Source organism: Streptomyces flavofungini, from assembly GCF_014650815.1.
Taxonomy (GTDB): domain Bacteria; phylum Actinomycetota; class Actinomycetes; order Streptomycetales; family Streptomycetaceae; genus Streptomyces; species Streptomyces flavofungini.
This window is the reverse complement of sequence record NZ_BMVR01000004.1, coordinates 251,047-267,005: the sequence shown is the minus strand read 5'-3', so window position 1 is coordinate 267,005 and position 15,959 is coordinate 251,047. Positions and strand designations below refer to the sequence as shown.

Below are 15,959 nucleotides of genomic sequence, written 5' to 3'. Positions count from 1 at the left end.
GCGCGCCGGACCCGGCCCCGGCGCACCCGCGCCGCGCGACCGGGGAACCCCTCAGCCCCGCCGGACCCTCGCGTCCAGCGAGGGCGCGATGACGGCGAACGCCTCGTCGGTCAGCGCGGCCGGGTCTGCCGTACCGTCGCTGGAGCTCCACCGGTGCAGCACCGCGTCGAAGGCGTTCAGCGCCATCCCGGCGGCGAGCCTCGGATACAGCTCGGTCGCGGCGTCCAGGCCTTCGCGGCGTGCCAGTTCCGCCGCCAGGTCGTCGCGCCACTGCGCCTGCCGCTCCAGGAAGCGGGCGAGCAGCGCGGGCGTATCCAGGATGAGCTGGACCACGCGCAGCGCCCGGTCGGAGTGGTCGGCGCACTCGCCGAGCGGCACCCAGACGGCGTGCCGCAGCGCCGCGGAGGGGCGTTCCCCGGCGGGCCGGGCGGCCAGCTCCGCGCACATGCCGGTGCCCATGTCCGCGAGGAACTGGACGACGACGTCCTCCTTGGACGCGAAGTACCGGAAGAACGTCCGCTTGGAGACGCCGGCCGCGCCCACGATCTCGTCGACGGTGACGACGTCGAACCCCTTCAGGGCGAGCAACTGCAGCGCTGCTTCCGTCAGTTCGTCCGCGACGAGCTGACGTTTGCGCTCGGCCAGGCTGACTTCACGACGAGAACTCACCCTGCCATGCTACACGCCATGCCTTGCATGGCACTCGGTATCGCATTGACACTCGGTGTCACGAGAGGCAGCATGTGCCGCATGACGCAGCAGCACAGGCAGCAATCGCGGCAGGGCGGCTGGAACGCCGCCTCCATACCGGACCAGTCCGGGCGGGTGTACGTCGTCACCGGGGCCAACAGCGGCCTCGGCCTGGCCACCACCCGGGCCCTCGCCCGCCGGGGCGCGCACGTGATCCTCGCGGTGCGGGACGCGGCGAAGGGCCGGCGGGCCGTCGCCGAGATCACCACCGGGCAACCGGAGGCGAGCCTGGAGGTACGCCCCCTCGACCTGGCCGACCTCGACTCGGTGCGCGCCTTCGCCGCGGACCTGGGCGCCGACCGGGCCCGCCTGGACGGCCTCATCAACAACGCGGGCGTGATGGCCCCGCCGCGCACGCTCAGCGCCCAGGGCCACGAGCTGCAGTTCGCCGCCAACCACCTGGGCCACTTCGCCCTCACCGGCCTGCTGCTGGACCTGCTCACGGCGGGCCCCGACTCCCGCGTGGTCACCGTGACGTCGACCAACCACCGACAGGCCGATCTCTTCTTCGACGACCTCTCCGGCGAGCGCACGTACGCGCCGATGGCCTTCTACAACCAGTCGAAGCTCGCGGGCGCCGTCTTCGGCCACGAACTCCACCGCCGCCTGACGGCGGCGGGCAGCCCCGTGCGCAGCGTCCTCGCCCACCCCGGCTACACGGCCACCAACCTCCAGACGGCCGCCCCGACCGGCTTGGTCAAGTTCCTGTTCGGCCGCCTCCTCAAGCCCCTGGCCCAGTCCCCCGACCAGGGCGCCCTCCCTCAGCTCTACGCGGCGACGGCCCCGGAGGCGCGGAGCGGCGACCTCATCGGCCCCGACGGCATGGCGGAACTGCGCGGCGCCCCGAAGCGGGTCCGGCTGGCCCCCAGGGCCAAGGACGAGCGAACGGCCCACCGCCTGTGGGACGTCTCAGAGCAGCTGACCGACGTCCACTTCACGTTCGGCGCAGCGAGCGTTCAAAGCCCGTCCGGCGATTGAGGACGAGCGCGCAGCGCGATCAAACGGCAACCCCGTCCGGGGCACCGCCCGGGGGCAGCCTCAGGCGACCGACCCGATCCGCCCGCCAACCCTCCGCGTTCCCTCATGGTGGATGGGCGTGTGCGCCCCGGTGAGCGAGACCCCGCTCCCGCCCCGCCGGTTGGCGACGATCTCCGCGCCGATGGACAGCGCCGTCTCCTCCGGCGTACGCGCCCCGAGGTCGAGCCCGATGGGCGACCGCAGGCGGGCCAACTCCAGCTCGGTGACGCCGACTTCGCGCAGGCGGCGGTTGCGGTCCTGGTGGGTGCGACGCGACCCCATCGCGCCCACATAGGCCACCGGAAGCCGTAGAGCGCACCGCAGCAGCGGCACGTCGAACTTGGCGTCGTGGGTGAGGACGCACAGGACGGTGCGGCCGTCGACCTCGGTGCGCTCCAGGTACTCGTGCGGCCACTCGACGACGATCTCGTCGGCGTCGGGGAAGCGCAGGGGCGTGGCGAAGACGGCCCGGGCGTCGCACACGGTGACGCGGTAGCCGAGGAACTTGCCGACGCGGACGAGGGCAGCGGCGAAGTCGATGGCCCCGAAGACGATCATCCGGGGCGGCGGTACGGAGGACTCGACGAGGACGGTCAGGGGCTGCCCGCAGCGGGAGCCGTCCGCCCCGATCCCGACGGTGCCGGTGCGGCCCGCGTCCAGCAGGGCACGGGCCTCGCCCGCCACGGTCCGGTCCAGCTCCGGATGCCCGCCGAGCCCGCCCTCGTACCCGACGGCGGTGTCCGGGGCGACCTCGTGCGGGGGTCCGTCGCCGTGCGCGACCCCCTCGGCCCCGGCCCCGCCGTCCGCACGGACGAGCAGCACCCGCCCCATCAGCTCGGCGGGCCCCTCGGTGACGCGGGCGACCGCGGCCGCCTCGCCCCGGGCCGCGGCCGCGAGCGCGGCGGCGTACACCGGCCGCGCGGGCGAGTCCGCGCGGACCGGTGTGACCAGGATGTCGATGACTCCGCCGCAGGTCAGGCCCACGGCGAAGGCGTCGTCGTCGCTGTAGCCGAAGCGTTCGACGACGGTCTCGCCGTCGTCGAGCGCCTGGCGGCACAGCTCGTACACCGCGCCCTCCACACAGCCCCCGGAGACGGACCCGATCGCCGTGCCGTCGCTGTCGACGGCGAGGGCGGCGCCGGGCTGCCGGGGCGCGCTGCCGCCGACGGCCACGACGGTGGCGACGGCGAACTCACGCCCCTGCTCGACCCACCGGTTCAGCTCTTCGGCGATGTCCAGCATGTCGGTCTCCTCAGGGGGTCTGCTGAGCCTCCCCGAGAGGCTCAGCGGCTAGGGGGCCGGCGCGGCGCCTCAGTGGACGCCCATCCAGCTTTCGATGGGGCTGAGGGCGAAGTACACGATGAAGATCAAGGTCAGGCCCCACATGAAGGCCCCGATCTCCCGTGCCTTGCCCTGAGCGATCTTGATGGCGACCCAGGCGATGACACCCGCCGCGACACCGGTGGTGATGGTGTACGTGAAAGGCATCAGGACCACGGTCAGGAAGACCGGGATCGCCGTGGCGCGGTCGGCCCAGTCGACGTGCCGTGCGTTCATCATCATCATCGCTCCGATGACGACGAGCGCGGCGGACGCGACCTCCTGCGGGACGATCGCGGTGACGGGCGTGAAGAACAGACAGGCCGCGAAGAACAGACCGGTGACCACCGAGGCGAGGCCCGTACGGGCGCCCTCGCCGACGCCGGTCGCGGACTCGACGAAGACGGTCTGGCCGGAGCCGCCCGCCACGCCGCCGATCGCGCCGCCCGCGCCGTCGATGAACAGGGCCTTGGACAGGCCCGGCATGCGGCCCTTGTCGTCGGCCAGGTTGGCCTCCGTACCGACGCCGATGATCGTCGCCATCGCGTCGAAGAAGCCCGCGAGGACCAGGGTGAAGACGATCATGCCGACCGTCATCGCGCCGACCTCGCCCCAGCCGCCGAACTCGACGTCTCCGAAGAGCGAGAAGTCCGGTGTGGAGACCGCGCTGCCGTGCAGCTCGGGGGCGCCGTTGGCCCACTGCTTGGGGTTGATGACGTCCATCGCGTTCAGGGCGACGGCCACGACGGTGCCGGTGATGATGCCGATCAGGATGGCGCCGGGGATGTTGCGGGCCTGCAGCATGAAGATCAGGAGCAGGGTTCCGGCGAAGAGCAGGACGGGCCAGCCCTGCAGCTCGCCGCCGGGGCCGAGGGTCAGCGCGGTGGCCTTGCCCTGGTGGACGAAGCCGCCCTTGACCAGGCCGATGAGGGCGATGAACAGGCCGATGCCCATGGTGATGCCGTGCTTGAGCGCGAGCGGTATCGCGTTCATGATCATCTCGCGTAGGCCGGTGACGACCAGGAGCATGATCACCACGCCGTACATCACACACATGCCCATGGCCTGCGGCCAGGTCATCTCGGGTGCGACCTGCGAGGCGATGACACCGGACACGGAGAGCCCGGCGGCCAGGGCCAGCGGCACCTTGCCGACGAAGCCCATGAGCAGGGTGGTGACGGCCGCGGCGAACGCCGTCGCGGTGATGAGGGCCTTCTGCCCCATCGTGTCGCCCGCCGCGTCCTTGCCGGACAGGATCAGCGGGTTGAGCAGGACGATGTACGCCATCGCCATGAAGGTCGTGATGCCGCCGCGCACCTCACGCGCGACCGTCGATCCCCGGAGAGATATGTGAAAGTACCGGTCGAGCCAAGACCGTCCGGCCGGGACGCGTGAGCCGGAGCCCGCGTCCTCGGCGGTGGTCTTGGGCTCCAGTGACTGCTGGGTCATGGTGCCTACTCCCAAGGTTCAAAGGGGCACCCGCTGCAGACACACACGGACGTGTCTGTGATGACTGCGGGATTTGGGATGGTGCGTGGGCTGCACGACCCGGGGGACGGCCCGAGACGAACGAAAGGTCCCCCTGCGGAGGGGAGCGGGACTCCGGGCGGCGCGGGCATCGGAAGTGTGACGTTCCGTGTCCATCAGAGGAGGCACGCACCGCCCGGAGAACTCAGGTGCCGGTGAGGTGTTCTGGACGTACCGGCGTCCGATTGAGCTCCAGACCCGTCGCGTTCCGGATCGCCGCGAGGACGGCCGGGGTGGACGACAGGGTCGGGGCCTCGCCGATGCCACGCAGCCCGTACGGCGCGTGCTCGTCGGCGAGTTCGAGCACGTCGACGGGGATGGTCGGCGTGTCGAGGATGGTGGGGATCAGATAGTCCGTGAAGGAGGGGTTCCTGACCTTCGCGGTCTTCGGGTCGACGATGATCTCCTCCATGACCGCGACGCCCAGGCCCTGGGTGGTGCCACCCTGGATCTGGCCGAGCACGGACAGCGGGTTGAGCGCCTTGCCGACGTCCTGCGCGACGGCCAGCTCGATGACCTTGACCAGGCCCAGCTCGGTGTCCACCTCCACGACCGCGCGGTGCGCGGCGAAGGAGTACTGGACGTGGCCGTTGCCCTGGCCGGTGCGCAGGTCGAAGGGCTCGGTGGGGCGGTGCCGCCACTCGGCCTCGACCTCGACGCTCTCGCCCGCCAGGACGTCGACCAGGTCGCCGAGGACCTCGCCGCCGTCGGTGACGACCTTGCCGCCTTCGAGCAGCAGCTCGGCGGTGGCCCAAGCGGGGTGGTACGTACCGAACTTGCGGCGGCCGATCTCCAGGACCTTCTCGCGCACCAGCTCGCAGGAGTTCTTGACGGCGCCACCGGTGACGTACGTCTGCCGCGACGCGGACGACGAACCGGCGCTGCCCACCTGGGTGTCGGCGGGGTGGATCGTCACCTGCGTGACGCCCAGCTCGGTCCGGGCGATCTGCGCGTGCACGGTGACGCCGCCCTGGCCGACCTCCGCCATCGCCGTGTGCACGGTCGCCACGGGCTCGCCGCCCACGACCTCCATGCGCACCTTGGCGGTGGAGTAGTCGTCGAAGCCCTCGGAGAAGCCGACGTTCTTGATGCCGACCGCGTAGCCGACACCACGTACGACGCCCTCGCCGTGCGTGGTGTTGGAGAGGCCGCCGGGGAGCTGCCGGACATCGGCGCCCTCGCTGGACTCCCACTGCCGCTCGGGCGGCAGCGGGCGGGCCTTGACGCGGCGCAGGATCTCGGCGACCGGCGCGGGCGAGTCCACGACCTGCCCGGTCGGCAGGAGCGTGCCCTGCTCCATGGCGTTGAGCTGCCGGAACTCCACCGGGTCCAGGCCGAGCTTCGCGGCCAGCTTGTCCATCTGAGCCTCGTAGGCGAAGCACGCCTGGACCGCGCCGAAGCCGCGCATGGCGCCGCAGGGCGGGTTGTTGGTGTAGAGGGCGATGGCCTCGATGTCGACGTCCTCGATCACGTACGGGCCGACGCTCAGCGAGGACGCGTTGCCGACGACCGCCGGGGACGCGGAGGCGTAGGCGCCGCCGTCCAGGACGATCTTGCACTTCATGTGCGTGAGCTTGCCGTCCTTGGTGGCGCCGTGCTCGTAGTAGAGCTTCGCCGGGTGCCGGTGGACGTGGCCGAAGAAGGACTCGAAGCGGTTGTAGACGATCTTGACCGGCTTGCCGGTGCGCAGCGCCAGGAGGCAGGCGTGGATCTGCATCGAGATGTCCTCGCGACCGCCGAAGGCGCCACCGACGCCGGAGAGCGTCATGCGCACCTTGTCCTCGGGCAGGCCGAGGACGGGGGCGATCTGTCCGAGGTCCGAGTGCAGCCACTGGGTGGCTACGTAGAGGTCGACTCCGCCGTCCTCCGCGGGCACCGCGAGGCCGGACTCCGGGCCGAGGAAGGCCTGGTCCTGCATGCCGAAGGTGTACTCGCCCTTGACGACGACGTCGGCCTTCTTGGCGGCCTCGGCCGCGTCGCCGCGGATGATCGGCTGGCGGTGCACGATGTTCGGGTGCGGCACGTGCCCGATGTGGTGGTCGTCGCGGCCCTCGTGCACGAGCACGGCGTCGGATGCGGTCGCCGAGGCCTCATCGGTGATGAGGGGCAGCTCCCGGTACTCGATCTTGATCTTGGCGGCGGCGCGCCGGGCGGTCTCCGGGTGGTCGGCGGCCACGAGGGCGACCGGCTCGCCGTGGTGGCGGACCTTGCCGTGCGCGAGGACCGGGGTGTCCTGGATCTCCAGGCCGTAGTTCTTCATCTCGGCCGGCAGGTCGTCGTAGGTCAGGACGGCGTAGACACCGGCCTGGGCGAGGGCCTCGGAGGTGTCGATGGACACGATCTCGGCGTGCGCCACGGTGGAGCGCAGGGTCTGGCCCCACAGCATGTCCTCGTGCCACATGTCCGAGGAGTACGCGAACTCGCCGGTGACCTTGAGGGTGCCGTCGGGCCGCAGGGTCGACTCGCCGATGCCGCCCTTGGTCTGCGAACCCTGGGTGATCTTGGTGGGCGCGCCGGTCGTACGTGTGGATCCCATGGTCAGACCGCCTCCTCTTGGCGATCCTGGCGGGCGGCCGCGAGCCGGACGGCGTCCAGGATCTTCTCGTAACCGGTGCAGCGGCAGAGGTTGCCGGACAGCGCCTCGCGGATGTCCGCGTCGGTCGGCTGCGGGTTGCGCTCCAGCATCTCGTCGGCCGCGATCAGCAGACCGGGGGTGCAGAAGCCGCACTGGACGGCGCCCGCGTCGATGAACGCCTGCTGGACCGGGGAGAGTTCGCCGCCCTCACCGGTCTGCGAGTCGGTGCCCCTGGCCCGCCACTGCTGCGCCTCCTGCAGCGAGGTGCCGCACGCGCCGGTGGCGCAGCCGCCGCCCGGGTGGGCCGCTTCCCCTGAACGGCGCTGCTTGGCGTAGTCGGCGAGGCCCTCGACGGTGGTGACCTCGCGGCCCTCCACCTGCCCGGCCGCGACCAGGCACGAACACACCGGCACCCCGTCGAGGCGGACGGTGCAGGACCCGCACTCGCCCTGCTCGCAGGCGTTCTTGGAACCCGGCAGGCCCATCCGCTCCCGCAGCACGTACAGCAGGGACTCGCCCTCCCACACGTCGTCGGCTTCCTGGGGACGGCCGTTGACCGTGAAGTTGACACGCATTACGCGACTCCCTCCGTGCTGCTGCGGCCGGTGCCGCGGTAGGACTCCCACGTCCAGCCGAGCGTGCGGCGGGCCATGATGCCGACGGCGTGGCGGCGGTAGCTCGCGGTGCCGCGGACGTCGTCGATGGGGTTGGCGGCGCCGGACGCCAGCTCCGCGAACTGCTTGGCGACCGACGGGGTGATGATCTTCCGGCTGTCCCAGAAGCCGCCCTCTTCGAGCGCCGCGTTCAGGAACTCCTCGGCGGCCTTCGCCCGGATCGGGGTCGGCGCGGCCGAGCCGATGCCGGTGCGCACCGTGCGGGTCTCGGGGTGCAGCGCGATGCCGAAGGCGCACACGGCGATGACCATGGCGTTGCGCGTACCCACCTTGGAGTACTGCTGCGGCCCGTCGGCCTTCTTGATGTGCACGGCCCGGATCAGCTCGTCCGGCGCGAGGGCGTTGCGCTTCACGCCGGTGTAGAACGCGTCGATCGGGATCAGCCGCGAGCCGCGTACGGACTCCGCCTCCACCTCGCAGTCGGCGGCGAGCAGCGCCGGGTGGGCGTCACCGGCCGGGGACGCGGTGCCGAGGTTGCCGCCGACGCCGCCGCGGTTGCGGATCTGCGGGGACGCCACGGTGTGCGAGGCGAGCGCGAGGCCGGGCAGCTCCGCGCGCAGGTTCTCCATGATCTGCGTGTACGGGACCGACGCGCCGAGCCGGACCGTGTCCGCGCCGACCTCCCACTCCCGCAGCTCACCGATGCGGTTGAGGTCGAGGAGGTACTCCGGGCGCCGGTGGTCGAAGTTGATCTCGACCATGACGTCCGTGCCACCCGCAATCGGCACAGCGGTGGGGTGCTCGGCCTTCGCGGCGAGCGCCTCCTCCCAGCTGGCGGGGCGAAGGAAGTCCATGAGTGGCTCTCTCTTCGTGATCGTGCCTGGCGGCCGGATCCCGCTGGGGATCCGACCGGGGCTTACTAGGCTGACGAGCCGGGGCGATCGTTCCGGCCAACGTTCTGGCCGAGGCAGTCCTTCGCCTCTCGACTACTCGTTCATGTGCTGTTAACGCGGAGTGGGGCAAGTACACCGCCCGGTCGTCCGATGGGGTCAGTCACCGAAACCATGAAGGAGTTGGCTGGCCAAGGCGCGAGTCTTGTAGATTCGTATGAAGAATGGTCCCCAGTAACCTCGCGGATTCCCTCTAGAAACCGCGGCGCCCCCGGGGCTCCGCGGCCCCGAGTTCGTCCGGGGCCACGGCCAGACATGAAATCGAGACAGATCGGCGGCGACGACACCATGCGGCTGCGCGCACTCCTTGACACTGACGCGCTGGGCCTCAGGCTGCTCGGCGGCGAGGACGAGCTGGACCGCAGCGTGCGTGGCGTGATGACCACGGACCTGCGCGACCCCAGCCGCTACCTCGCGGGCGGCGAGCTGGTGCTCACCGGTCTCGCGTGGCGCAGGGACGCCTCGGACACCGAACCTTTTGTCCGTATTCTCGCAGCCGCCGGGGTCGCCGCGCTGGCCGCGGGCGAGGCGGAACTGGGCGCCGTGCCCGACGACCTCGTCGAGGCCTGCGCCCGGCACCGGCTGCCCCTTTTCGCGGTCAACGAGTCGGTGGCGTTCGCGACGATCACCGAGCACGTGGTGCGGCAGGTGTCCGGCGAGCGCGCCGGGGACCTCGCGGCCGTGGTGGACCGCCACCGCCGCCTGATGACGTCGGGCCCCGCGGGCGGCGGCCCCGACGTGGTCCTTGACCTGCTCGGCACCGACCTGGACCTGCGGGCCTGGGTGCTGTCCCCCGCCGGGCGGCCCATCGCCGGGGCGGGCACGGCGGGCCCGGCCCTGCCCGCGGCGGTCTGCGCGCGGCTCGCCGGGGAGCAGCTCGCCGCCGCCCGCACGGGGCGCCGGGGTCCGCACCGGGTGAGCGTGGACGGCATGACGTACTCGCTGTTCCCCATTCGGTCCAGCGGCCGCGGCGCGGTGAACGCCTCCCGGGACGTGCGCGAGACGGTCCTCTCGGACTGGCTGCTCGCCGTCGAGGCGGACGCGGGCGACTGGCCCGAGGAGCGGCTCGACCTGCTCCAGGGCGTCACCCAGCTGATCGCGGTGGAGCGGGACCGCAGGGACGCGGCGCGCACGGTGCGCCGCCGCCTCGCCCAGGAGGTCCTCGAACTGGTCCAGACGGGCGCCGCGCCCGCCGAGATCGCGGCCCGGCTTCGGGTCGCGGCGCCGGTGCTGCTCCCCGGGCTCGGGGCGGCGCCGCACTGGCAGGTCGTGGTGGCGCGGGTCGAGTGGGACGGGTCCGACGGCGCCGACGGCGCGGGAATCGAGGGCGGCCCGGTGGCCCAGTCGCTCCTGGAGGAGATCCTGGTCGACCCGGCGGCGGCCGGGCCCGACCCGTCCGACCGGATCGCGGTGGCCCACACCGGCGACGAGGCCATCGCCCTGGTGCCGCTGCCCGCGCTGCCCGCCGAGGGCGACGGCGCCGAGCCGGGGCTGCTCGCGGACGCGCTGCTCGCGGCCGTGCGGGAGCCGCTCTCCGCGGGCCTCGCGGACGACGGGCGGCTCACCATCGGCGTCAGCGCCTCCGTGCACTCGGCGGAGGGGCTGCGGGGCGCCCTGGAGGAGGCCCGGCACGCCCGCAGGGTCGCCGCGGCCCGGCCCGGCCGGGTGTGCGCGGCGGGTCACCAGGAGCTGGCCTCGCACGTGCTGCTGCTGCCGTTCGTGCCCGACGACGTGCGCCGCGCGTTCACCGCGCGGCTCCTCGACCCGCTGCGCGAGTACGACCGCAGGCACCGCGCCGAGCTGATCCCGACCCTGGAGGCGTTCCTCGACTGCGACGGCTCCTGGACGCGCTGCGCGACGCGGCTGCACCTGCACGTCAACACGCTGCGCTACCGGGTCGGGCGTATTGAGCAGTTGACGGGCCGTGACCTTTCCCGACTTGAGGACAAGCTGGACTTCTTCCTGGCCCTGCGCATGAGTTGAGGCCCACGGGCGGGGTTCGCGGCGGTTTCCCGGCGGTTTCGCGGCGGTTCCTCAAGAGCCGCGGCCGTCTCCCCCGCCCCACGGCCTCCCGCTTCCCCCCTGCTGCCATTCCCCCTCGTTTGTGAAATCTTTCACCCATCCCCTTGGCCGAGCGCGCCGATCCGTGCTGAGATTCGCCCACGACTCAACAGCTCAATGGCGCGCTAGGGGAGGGCAACGTGGCGCATACCGCCATGTCTGGTACCGGAACGAACGCTTCGAACGATCCACTCCAGACCGCGGTATGGCGGCTGCGCTCGCGCGGCTGCTGGACCGACGCGGCGGCGCTGCTCGCCACCCGAGAGGGCGCGGACGTCGCCGTCCAGAGAACCTCGCTCCTCATCGAGCGCTGCCTGTTCACCGGCGACGGCTGGGACGAGGCCGAGGACAGCCTGCGCACGGCGGAAGCGGTCGCCGACGATGACGACGCCCGTGGCGCCGCCGCCTGCGAGCGCGGCCAACTCGCGTACGCGGCCACGGTGTTGAACGTACGCGACCGGGCCGACGAGGCCCGCACCGCGCTCGGCCGGGCCGCCGCGCTGCTCGCCCCCGGCTCCCCCGGGCGCCCCCTCCTGGACTTCCGCCGCGGCCTGATCGCCGAGCACATCGCGGACTCCCCGCAGGCCGCCCGCGCCGCCTACCGCCGCGCCCACGCCGGCGCCACCGCCCACGACGACCCGCTGCTGCTCTCCTTCACCTGGCGCCACCTCGCCGGACTCGCCCTGCGCGAGGGCGAGTTGGCGGACGCCCGGCACGGCTTCTCGGAGTCCCTGCGCATCCGCGAGGAACTCGGCTTCCTCGTCGGCACGGCCCCGGCCCTGGCCGCCCTCGCCGACGCGGAACCGGAACCGGAGGCGTCGCGGCTGCGCGCGGAGGCGACGCGGCTGTTCCGGCTGTTGGGGGGTGTGCCGTCGTGGCTGGCGGCACAGTTGACGCCACCGGCACCGGCGGCCTGAGGCGGGGGGGCCGGGCCGGGCGTCGCTGCCCGGCCGGACGTCGCAACCGGGTCGGACGTCGCGACCGGGCCGGACGTCGCCGCCTGGCCGGGCACCCGCTCGGCCGTCGCCGCGCGGTCAGGCGTCGGCGCCCGCGAAGTGCTCGCGCACCAGGGACTGGACCACCGGCAGGTCGCGGGCGCCGAGGGCGTCCAGGAGGGCCATGTGTTCGGCCGCGTCGGCCACGAGGTCCGCGCGGCGGCCGGTGACGGGACCCGTGACCAGGGGCCACTGGGAGCGGCGGTGCAGGTCGTCGGCGACCTGGACCAGCTGCTGGTTGCCGGAGAGGGCGAGCAGGGCGCCGTGGAAGGCCCGGTCCGCCTCGGCGTAGCGGGCCAGGTCGGCGCAGGCCGCGGCGGCCACGGTCGCCTCCGCCAGGGGGCGCAGCCGCGCCCACTGCTCCGCGGGCACGCTGCGGGCGAGCCGCAGCATCACCGGCACCTCGATCAGGGCCCGCACCTCCGCCAGCTCCCCCAGCTCGCGCGCCCCGCGCCGGGTGACCCGGAACCCCCGGTTCGGGACCACCTCCACCGCGCCTTCGAGCGCGAGCTGCTGCATCGCCTCCCGCACGGGCGTCGCCGAGACGCCGAAGCGCTCGCCGAGGGCCGGGGCCGAGTACACCTCGCCCGGCTCCAGCTCGCCGCCGACCAGCGCGGCACGCAGGGCGTCGAGCACCTGGCCGCGTACGGAGGTGCGCTGCATGGGCTTGCGCGGGGGCGGGACACCGAGGTGGCGGGTGGGGGGCAGAGGGGTCGGGGTGTCCGGGGCGCTCTGGATGCCCGGGGAGGCCGGGGTGTGCAGGGAGGCCGGGAGGTCCGGAGAGCCCGGAATCGCCGATATGCCGGAGGTGGCGTCGTCCGACGCGTCCAGCGCGTCCCGGCCGTCGCCCGGCTCCCCGCGCGTGCGCTCGCCCCGTGCCGCCGGATCCGCCTGCCGCGCCCCGGGCTGCTGCTCCGGCACGCGCGCGGCGGCGCGCATGGCGGTCACATCCGCCGTCCGCACTCCCGTCCGCTCCACGCCTGCCTCCCGCACTCCCGCGCCCCGTCCGTCCGAAACGTACGAGAAGCACCATAGGCGGACACGACCGCAGTTGAAACCTCGATCATGTTGGGTAAGGTTAGGCTTACCTGCAATCGATCGTGATTCGGTGGTCCCCGCGCATGTCCGTTCCCACCCTGGAAAGCGGCGCTCGACGTACGGAGCGCGCGCAGAGCCCCGTCACCGCCGCCTACGCCCGCCTCACCGAGGTGTTCCCCGGGCTGCGCATCCAGGAGCTGGCCGAGGACGAACAGCCGCCGCGGGGCGGGGGCTGGGTCGGGGCGGCCGGGCTCGCGGAGGGCGGCGCCGCGTTCGAGGAGTTCCTCGCCTGGGACGACGCGCAGGTCCTCAAGGACTACGGCCAGCAGGCCCGCCCGGACGTCGTCGCCAGCTTCGCGCTGCACCGGTACGCCTGGCCCGCCACGCTGCTGTTCACGGTGCCGTGGTTCCTCCAGCGCCGGATCCCGAGCCACCCCGTCGAGAACGTCTTCTTCCAGCGCGCCCTCGGCAAGTTCGCCGTCCGTCCGGGCGGCTTCGCCTGCCTCCCCGACGACCCGGCGGCCACGCTGCCCGGCGCCCGCGTCGTGGCGGACGAGGAGGCGCTGCGCGCGGAGCTGCGGGCGGCCGTCGCGGAGCACATGGGGCCGCTGCTCGACGGCTTCGGGCCGCGCATGCGGCGCCGGGGCCGCGCGCTGTGGGCCGTCGCCACCGACGAGATCGTCGAGGGCCTCTGGTACGTCGCCCACCTCCTCGGCGAGGAGCAGCGCGCCACGACCGAGCTGGAGCAGCTCCTCCCGGGCGCCACGAAGCCGTACGTCGGCACCGCCGCGTTCCGCGAACTGACCGGGCCGAACGGCGAGCGGCTGCCCACCCGGGACCGCGCGAGCTGCTGCATGTTCTACACGCTGCGGCCCGCCGACACCTGCGTCACTTGCCCCCGTATGTGCGACGCCGACCGCGTCGCGCGGCTGACGGCCGACGCCGCGAGCTGACGCCTCCCGCGGCCCGCCGGGCCCGCCCGGACGCCGCCCACCCCCGAACCACCCCTTCGTGCGCGTTTAATCGAACCCAATTCCAGCCTCTCCGGCGTGAGTTCGACGTATTCGGCGCTCGGTGAGGCCTTCACCACCCCCTTGGCGTCCTCTTGCCGGAAAACCGCCTTGGGCGCCGTGCGGGGTGGGTCAGTATGGCGCCCGAACTCGCCCTACGCGACGCAAGGGACGCCAGATGAGACTGACCGACATATCGCTGGACTGGCTGCTGCCCGGCGGGATCCTGCTCCTGGGCATGGCAGTCGCGGTGGCGGTGCTCGCGCGGGGCAGGAAGGCCCAGGCGAAGGCAGCCACCAGCGACGACTCGTGGGAGCGCAACGAGGAGCGCCGCAGGCGCAAGGAAGCCGTCTACGGCACCGCCTCCTACGTCCTCCTCTTCTGCTGCGCGGCGGTCGCCGCCGCCCTCTCCTTCCACGGCCTGGTCGGCTTCGGCCGGCAGAACCTGAACCTCACCGGCGGCTGGGAGTACCTGGTCCCCTTCGGCCTCGACGGCGCCGCCATGTTCTGCTCCGTCCTCGCCGTGCGCGAGGCAAGCCACGGAGACGCGGCGCTCGGCTCCCGGCTCCTCGTGTGGACGTTCGCGGGGGCCGCCGCCTGGTTCAACTGGGTGCACGCGCCGCGCGGCATCGGGCACGCCGGTGCCCCGCAGTTCTTCGCCGGGATGTCCCTGTCCGCGGCCGTCCTCTTCGACCGGGCCCTGAAGCAGACCCGCCGGGCCGCGCTGCGCGAGCAGGGGCTCGTGCCGCGGCCGCTGCCGCAGATCCGCATCGTGCGGTGGCTGCGGGCGCCCCGGGAGACCTTCGGCGCGTGGTCGCTGATGCTGCTCGAAGGCGTACGCACCCTCGACGAGGCCGTCGAGGAGGTCCGCGAGGACCGGCGCGAGAAGGAGCAGGCGCGGACGCGGCGGCGGGACCAGGAGAAGCTGGAGCGGGCGCAGCTCAAGGCCATCAGCCGGGGGCACCGCGGGTACCACGGGCGCGGTGGACGGCAGGTGGACGTCCAGGTCGGCTCCTCTAGCGGGTCCGCGCAGGTCGGCGCGGACCCTGCCATAGCGGCGCCACCGCCATCCCCGCCGCCCCAGGAAGAGCTTCCCGTCCGGCCCCGGCCCTCCCTTCAGGCCGTCCCGAATGACCCGTCCCGCCCGGTCACCGTCGACCTCACCGCCGAGGACGACACCCAGGCGCTGCCCAGGCTCGACTCCCTGGAACAGAAACTGAAGGATCTTGAGCAACAGTTCGGGTGACGGGTGACGGCCAGGCCGGAGCGCCCCCGATTCGGCGCTCCGCGCCTCGTCCTCGATCTCCCCCAAGCTCTTGAGGAGCCGGGAGGGACCCCCTCGACGGGCTCTCTCCCACCCGCCTGCCCGAACGTGCACCAGCCGGCCAACAGCCCGGCACCTTCAGGCCGGGGCGGCGAAGTCTTCAGCCCGGCTCCGCGTCCAGCTCGAACCACACCACCTTGCCCACGCCGTGGACCCGCACTCCCCAGGTGTCGGCGAGGGACTGGACGAGGAGAAGCCCCCGCCCATGGGTGTCCTCGGCGTTCTCGGGCACCCGGGGCCGAGGACAGCGCCCCACGAAGTCCCGGACCTCGACGCGCAACCGCCGGGGCCCCAACGTAGCGGTGAGAATCGCCTCCCGGTCGGTGTGGACGAGCGCGTTGGTGACCAGCTCACTGGTCAGCAACTCCGCCGTCTCGGCCCGCCCGGGCCGCCCCCAGTGCCGCAAGAGCTCACGCAGCGCACCGCGGACCTCGGACACCGCCCGCAGGTCGGCCCGCCCCAGCCGCCGCCGCAGCTGCGCCCGCCCGGCCGCCTCGTCCCCCCGCCGCGGAGCACTCGCCTCCGCGCCGAGGGCACCGACCGACCCGACGGAACCCCTGGCTGCGCCTCCTCTTAGGTGTCTCGTCATGACCCCCGCCCACCCGATGACCACCATGACCAAGCCCCCCGACCGGTCTCCGACTCGAACACGCTCACGGGATGCATGCCCGCCTCGCAGGACCGCACGCATGTCCATTGGTCAATCAAAGAGACGGATGCGCCGATGGGTTGGGGGGAAGTGAAGCCGAGTACGCCCCGATCGTCCCCCGCTCGACCC

13 protein-coding genes are annotated in these 15,959 nt (G+C 72.9%); 5 read left to right on the top strand and 8 right to left on the bottom strand.

Translation table 11 applies throughout. The features are described 5' to 3' along the window. Nucleotides 1–51: 51 nt before the first annotated feature. Nucleotides 52–669 carry a TetR family transcriptional regulator gene (locus IE274_RS11430; RefSeq protein ID WP_190115550.1) on the bottom strand — a complete coding sequence of 206 codons (618 nt, stop codon included), beginning with the start codon at nt 667–669 and terminating at the stop codon, nt 52–54. 81 nt (nt 670–750) lie between these two features. Here IE274_RS11430 and IE274_RS11425 point away from each other — a divergent pair, with 81 nt between their 5' ends. Continuing rightward, nucleotides 751–1,728 carry an oxidoreductase gene (locus tag IE274_RS11425; protein ID WP_190115549.1) on the top strand — a complete coding sequence of 326 codons (978 nt, stop codon included), beginning with the start codon at nt 751–753 and terminating at the stop codon, nt 1,726–1,728. 60 nt (nt 1,729–1,788) lie between these two features. Here the strand turns inward: IE274_RS11425 and IE274_RS11420 are convergent, their stop codons facing one another. The 5 genes from IE274_RS11420 to IE274_RS11400 all read right to left on the bottom strand — a co-directional run bounded on the left by IE274_RS11420 (nt 1,789) and on the right by IE274_RS11400 (nt 8,657). Beyond that, entirely contained in the window at nt 1,789–3,009 is a 1,221-nt protein-coding gene (locus tag IE274_RS11420; protein WP_190115548.1) for an XdhC family protein, read from the bottom strand. 69 nt (nt 3,010–3,078) lie between these two features. Further along, complete coding sequence (locus IE274_RS11415) at nt 3,079–4,536, bottom strand: NCS2 family permease (RefSeq protein ID WP_190115547.1); 1,458 nt, start codon at nt 4,534–4,536, stop codon at nt 3,079–3,081. A 223-nt stretch (nt 4,537–4,759) separates the two neighbouring features. Further along, nucleotides 4,760–7,150, bottom strand: coding sequence for a xanthine dehydrogenase family protein molybdopterin-binding subunit (locus tag IE274_RS11410; RefSeq protein ID WP_190115546.1), 2,391 nt, complete (start codon nt 7,148–7,150; stop codon nt 4,760–4,762). 2 nt (nt 7,151–7,152) lie between these two features. Next, on the bottom strand, nt 7,153–7,764 hold the full coding sequence (locus IE274_RS11405) for a (2Fe-2S)-binding protein (RefSeq protein ID WP_190115545.1): 612 nt from the start codon (nt 7,762–7,764) through the stop codon (nt 7,153–7,155). Then, nucleotides 7,764–8,657 carry an FAD binding domain-containing protein gene (locus tag IE274_RS11400; protein ID WP_190115544.1) on the bottom strand — a complete coding sequence of 298 codons (894 nt, stop codon included), beginning with the start codon at nt 8,655–8,657 and terminating at the stop codon, nt 7,764–7,766. The genes IE274_RS11405 and IE274_RS11400 overlap by 1 nt, the downstream gene beginning before the upstream one ends. A gap of 384 nt (nt 8,658–9,041) precedes the next feature. On the opposite strand from IE274_RS11400, the gene IE274_RS11395 reads away from it, so the two are divergent. Together IE274_RS11395 and IE274_RS11390 are read left to right on the top strand one after the other, a co-directional pair. Beyond that, nucleotides 9,042–10,736: a PucR family transcriptional regulator gene (locus IE274_RS11395; RefSeq protein ID WP_190115894.1), complete on the top strand. Its 1,695-nt coding sequence runs from the start codon at nt 9,042–9,044 to the stop codon at nt 10,734–10,736. A 233-nt stretch (nt 10,737–10,969) separates the two neighbouring features. Next, nucleotides 10,970–11,731 carry a hypothetical protein gene (locus IE274_RS11390; protein WP_229909464.1) on the top strand — a complete coding sequence of 254 codons (762 nt, stop codon included), beginning with the start codon at nt 10,970–10,972 and terminating at the stop codon, nt 11,729–11,731. 117 nt (nt 11,732–11,848) lie between these two features. On the opposite strand, the gene IE274_RS11385 is transcribed toward IE274_RS11390, so the two are convergent. After that, entirely contained in the window at nt 11,849–12,748 is a 900-nt protein-coding gene (locus IE274_RS11385; RefSeq protein WP_233103346.1) for a GntR family transcriptional regulator, read from the bottom strand. A 182-nt stretch (nt 12,749–12,930) separates the two neighbouring features. Between IE274_RS11385 and IE274_RS11380 the strand changes: the two genes are divergently transcribed. Continuing rightward, nucleotides 12,931–13,800 (top strand): (2Fe-2S)-binding protein, encoded by an 870-nt coding sequence (locus IE274_RS11380; RefSeq protein ID WP_190115542.1) that lies wholly within the window; start codon nt 12,931–12,933, stop codon nt 13,798–13,800. A gap of 235 nt (nt 13,801–14,035) precedes the next feature. Then, nucleotides 14,036–15,103, top strand: a complete 1,068-nt coding sequence (locus IE274_RS11375) for a DUF2637 domain-containing protein (RefSeq protein ID WP_190115541.1) — start codon at nt 14,036–14,038, stop codon at nt 15,101–15,103. Nucleotides 15,104–15,281: 178 nt separating this feature from the next. On the opposite strand, the gene IE274_RS11370 is transcribed toward IE274_RS11375, so the two are convergent. Continuing rightward, nucleotides 15,282–15,770, bottom strand: coding sequence for an ATP-binding protein (locus IE274_RS11370; RefSeq protein ID WP_190115540.1), 489 nt, complete (start codon nt 15,768–15,770; stop codon nt 15,282–15,284). Nucleotides 15,771–15,959 lie beyond the last annotated feature (189 nt).

Excerpts from the sequence above, each read along its gene's own strand:
- IE274_RS11410 (WP_190115546.1), bottom strand. The coding sequence starts at position 7,150 with ATGGGATCCACACGTACGACCGGCGCGCCCACCAAGATCACCCAGGGT.
- IE274_RS11375 (WP_190115541.1), top strand. The coding sequence starts at position 14,036 with ATGAGACTGACCGACATATCGCTGGACTGGCTGCTGCCCGGCGGGATC.
- IE274_RS11370 (WP_190115540.1), bottom strand. The coding sequence starts at position 15,770 with ATGACGAGACACCTAAGAGGAGGCGCAGCCAGGGGTTCCGTCGGGTCG.
- IE274_RS11425 (WP_190115549.1), top strand. The coding sequence starts at position 751 with ATGACGCAGCAGCACAGGCAGCAATCGCGGCAGGGCGGCTGGAACGCC.
- IE274_RS11380 (WP_190115542.1), top strand. The coding sequence starts at position 12,931 with ATGTCCGTTCCCACCCTGGAAAGCGGCGCTCGACGTACGGAGCGCGCG.
- IE274_RS11385 (WP_233103346.1), bottom strand. The coding sequence starts at position 12,748 with ATGCGCGCCGCCGCGCGCGTGCCGGAGCAGCAGCCCGGGGCGCGGCAG.
- IE274_RS11390 (WP_229909464.1), top strand. The coding sequence starts at position 10,970 with ATGTCTGGTACCGGAACGAACGCTTCGAACGATCCACTCCAGACCGCG.
- IE274_RS11420 (WP_190115548.1), bottom strand. The coding sequence starts at position 3,009 with ATGCTGGACATCGCCGAAGAGCTGAACCGGTGGGTCGAGCAGGGGCGT.
- IE274_RS11415 (WP_190115547.1), bottom strand. The coding sequence starts at position 4,536 with ATGACCCAGCAGTCACTGGAGCCCAAGACCACCGCCGAGGACGCGGGC.
- IE274_RS11395 (WP_190115894.1), top strand. The coding sequence starts at position 9,042 with ATGCGGCTGCGCGCACTCCTTGACACTGACGCGCTGGGCCTCAGGCTG.
- IE274_RS11400 (WP_190115544.1), bottom strand. The coding sequence starts at position 8,657 with ATGGACTTCCTTCGCCCCGCCAGCTGGGAGGAGGCGCTCGCCGCGAAG.
- IE274_RS11405 (WP_190115545.1), bottom strand. The coding sequence starts at position 7,764 with ATGCGTGTCAACTTCACGGTCAACGGCCGTCCCCAGGAAGCCGACGAC.